This is a genomic window from Methanosphaera sp., assembly GCF_016282985.1.
Classification (GTDB): Archaea; Methanobacteriota; Methanobacteria; order Methanobacteriales; family Methanobacteriaceae; genus Methanosphaera.
This window is the reverse complement of sequence record NZ_JAEELZ010000118.1, coordinates 1-3,051: the sequence shown is the minus strand read 5'-3', so window position 1 is coordinate 3,051 and position 3,051 is coordinate 1. Positions and strand designations below refer to the sequence as shown.

The 3,051-nt window shown below is 26.3% G+C and carries 4 protein-coding genes; all 4 read right to left on the bottom strand.

The annotated features are described in order from the left end of the window. The coding region (locus QZZ11_RS07330; protein ID WP_292474873.1) for a hypothetical protein at nt 1–674 on the bottom strand (674 nt) is incomplete at its 3' end. A gap of 96 nt (nt 675–770) precedes the next feature. Further along, nucleotides 771–1,421: a zinc ribbon domain-containing protein gene (locus QZZ11_RS07325; protein WP_292474872.1), complete on the bottom strand. Its 651-nt coding sequence runs from the start codon at nt 1,419–1,421 to the stop codon at nt 771–773. Nucleotides 1,422–1,465: 44 nt separating this feature from the next. Further along, nucleotides 1,466–2,059, bottom strand: coding sequence for a hypothetical protein (locus tag QZZ11_RS07320; RefSeq protein ID WP_292474870.1), 594 nt, complete (start codon nt 2,057–2,059; stop codon nt 1,466–1,468). Nucleotides 2,060–2,283: 224 nt separating this feature from the next. Next, a complete protein-coding gene (locus QZZ11_RS07315; RefSeq protein WP_292474869.1) occupies nt 2,284–2,739 on the bottom strand; it encodes a hypothetical protein in 456 nt (151 codons plus the stop codon). Between the last annotated feature and the right edge of the window lie 312 nt (nt 2,740–3,051).

The following is a 3,051-nucleotide window of genomic DNA, read 5'->3' as shown; positions in this document are numbered from 1 at the left end:
CATGAAAAAAATGATGAGGATAACAATGTAGTTATTGATAAATAAGTATGCGTATTCTCATTTTTAAGGATGTTCCATCCAAAAAATTCATCAACCTTATCCATAAACATATTAATATGTATTATAATTAACAATATAACCAGAATACTTTTTGCTAACATTGAATTAAATAAAAAAACCAAAAAAATGTAAAAAGAAACATTTATGATATGAAATCTATTGAAATTTAATGGAAGCATTGTGTAATTTAAATTGTAAGGCCAATTTTCATCAAGTAATTTGAACGATTTATTCCTCCTTAATCTTAAATAGACTATTAACAGTTGATACCAATTTAGAATTATACAAGTTCCAAAACAAAAAATCAAAAGTAATGTCAGGAAATTATTTGGTAAAAAAACATAAAATGGCCATAAAGCCAAAAATGAAATAACAGGAAGGAAAATTCCCAGTTCAATAAATCGTGCTTTTTCATTATAAATGCGTCCTTTACCATCTTTAACTTTTAAAGGAGTAAATAAACCTCGATAAGGCCGCATCTTTTCAACATCCTTCCAAAAATAACATTTTTGTTTTCTATTAACAAAATCAGAATGCATAACTCTGTAAAATGTAAAAATTATTACTATGCCTAAAATAATAATGTTTAATATTTCAAAAATCATAAAATTCATATTAATTCACATCCCAACCAGTTATATTTGAAATAGTATGTTTCAATTCATATGATATTATTAAATCCCGTGATTTATAAGTTATATATTTAAATGTTAAAAGGTTTGTGTACCACCGATAGGATTCATATTTACTTCCTGTGTATCAACAATATTTCCATTACCGTCATATAATGTTATAGAAGCATGATCCGGATAAGTGTTAAGTTCATTTGCTGTTCTCATAGTAAAATAACCTGAACTGTCAACGGTTTTCGGTACAATATTTCCAGCGTTTAATCTGGTACCTCCATTACTATAAAATACTCTGATTTTAACATTTTCACCGGCATGTTCTGAACCTACATATACAGTAATGTACGTTTTTGAAGGTAGGGGACTATCCGTTCTAAAACTTCCACTGACAATTTTCAAAGGATATTGTGCTGAAGTAACTTCCGTATTCTTGGCTTCATTATTATCTGTATTTTCTGGAGCAGGTGAACTTTTAACATCATTTGATGAAGGAACATTGTTTTGATCAGCATTATTGTTTGAAGTATATAATACTGCTCCTGCAATCAGAAGTGATATAATTATTAGAGTTAAACAGATTATAAGTATATTTTTTGAAGAATCATTACTATTGTCTTTTTGTGTTGTTGAATTATATTTTTTAAAGCTGGAATGAATATTTAAAGCTTCACCACAGTTTTTACAAAACTTCGATGAATCATCATTTTCAAAACCACATTTTTTACAATACATTTTATCACCTAAAAAATTCTATTATAAGAAGTTAATACAGAAATTCATAGAGGTGTAGGAACACTTGTTTGTGAACCTTTACGTTTTTCCATGTTACATCCAAATTTATATGTCTGATTATTATATCTGATTTCTATAAGACAGTTATCAGGATATTTTGGTATCGGTGCAAACTCTGTTATTTGAATATTCCCCTCATCATCAACTATATGATTCTCATAAGCTGAAGGATTATTAAGATTAGAACCATCACGGGAATATGTTGTCATGATTTCCATACTTTGTCCAGAATACTCTTTTCCAACATTAACCGTTGCAGGAATGCCTGAATTAGGATTTCCATCCAAATAAAATGATGCAGTATTTACCTTCAATACAGCGCTGTTCGTAATTTGATTCTCATTAGTTAAAACTGTATTTCCATTATTATTTAAAAATAAAAATGTTCCAGCAATTATAGCTACAATGATAATTAACGTAGCACAAATGATTAGTACAGTATTGTTGGATGTATGATTATCCTTGCCAGGTGAGTACATAGAATTCTTATTTATATTTTGATAATTTAAAGGATTTCCACATTTTTGACAAAATTTAGAATTTTCCATATTATCAAAACCACAATTATTACAAATCATTTAAACACCTTGTCATTAAAAAAGAGTATATTAATTTCTTTATTTATATTTTTGGATAATAAGAATTAAATTGTCAATGTTTTATAGATATTTATAATAAAATTTTTAACATTTTGACTATAAAATTGATATATGCTATTGAATGGTTTAGATAAATATTTTTTTAGAAAAAGAAAAAAAATTAAAAATGATTTTTTAATAAATGGGAGATTAATTGATTAAAACTATTCTTCTATAACTTGACTTAATGTATCTTCATCTGGTGCTGAAATATAAACACTTTTACCTCTTAATGGATGTAAGAAAGCAACTTCGTTATTTTCGATTTTTGTATTGTCTGTTAGTAGAGAGCCATGAACTCCTGATATAGTTTTGTTTGTTCCATATATGTTATCGTATCCAGTAATTTGAGCACCGTTTGTTATGTAACCAACGGTAATGTTTATCATTTTGTCACCATTTTTAAGAATACATGTTGAAGCCTTATTGTATTTATCAACAGTATAATCCAATTTTGTTTGTGCTTTATCCACGGTATATCCATCAGGAATGTTGAAATTTATACCGTTTAGGGTTAAAGTACTATCTGTTTCTATTAAACTATCACTAGCAGCTATTGCTGTTAAAGAAAGACTGGTCATTGTCAAGATTAAGCAAATAGCTATTATTTTATTATTCATTTTCCTTCACCTACCTTACATAGGTAATATTATATTTATTTGTATTATATTAAATACTTTTATTAACAGTATTCAAAAGATATTTGATATTATTAAAAGAAAATTTTTTAAATAATGCTTTTTATGAAAAATGGGCCCTGTAGAAATCATATGAATAAAGTGTGAAAAGTAATACTTTTTATCAAAATATTTAACTACTATTATCTAATAATTATTAACTATACAATAAGTAATAATTTATTATCTATATTTAATATTTTATTATTTTAGTGTATTTTTTTGATAGTTGTTATGTATAAGAGTTTTGTTGTT

Coding starts and splice junctions, on each gene's coding strand:
- QZZ11_RS07325 (WP_292474872.1), bottom strand. CDS start 1,421: ATGTATTGTAAAAAATGTGGTTTTGAAAATGATGATTCATCGAAGTTT.
- QZZ11_RS07320 (WP_292474870.1), bottom strand. CDS start 2,059: ATGATTTGTAATAATTGTGGTTTTGATAATATGGAAAATTCTAAATTT.
- QZZ11_RS07315 (WP_292474869.1), bottom strand. CDS start 2,739: ATGAATAATAAAATAATAGCTATTTGCTTAATCTTGACAATGACCAGT.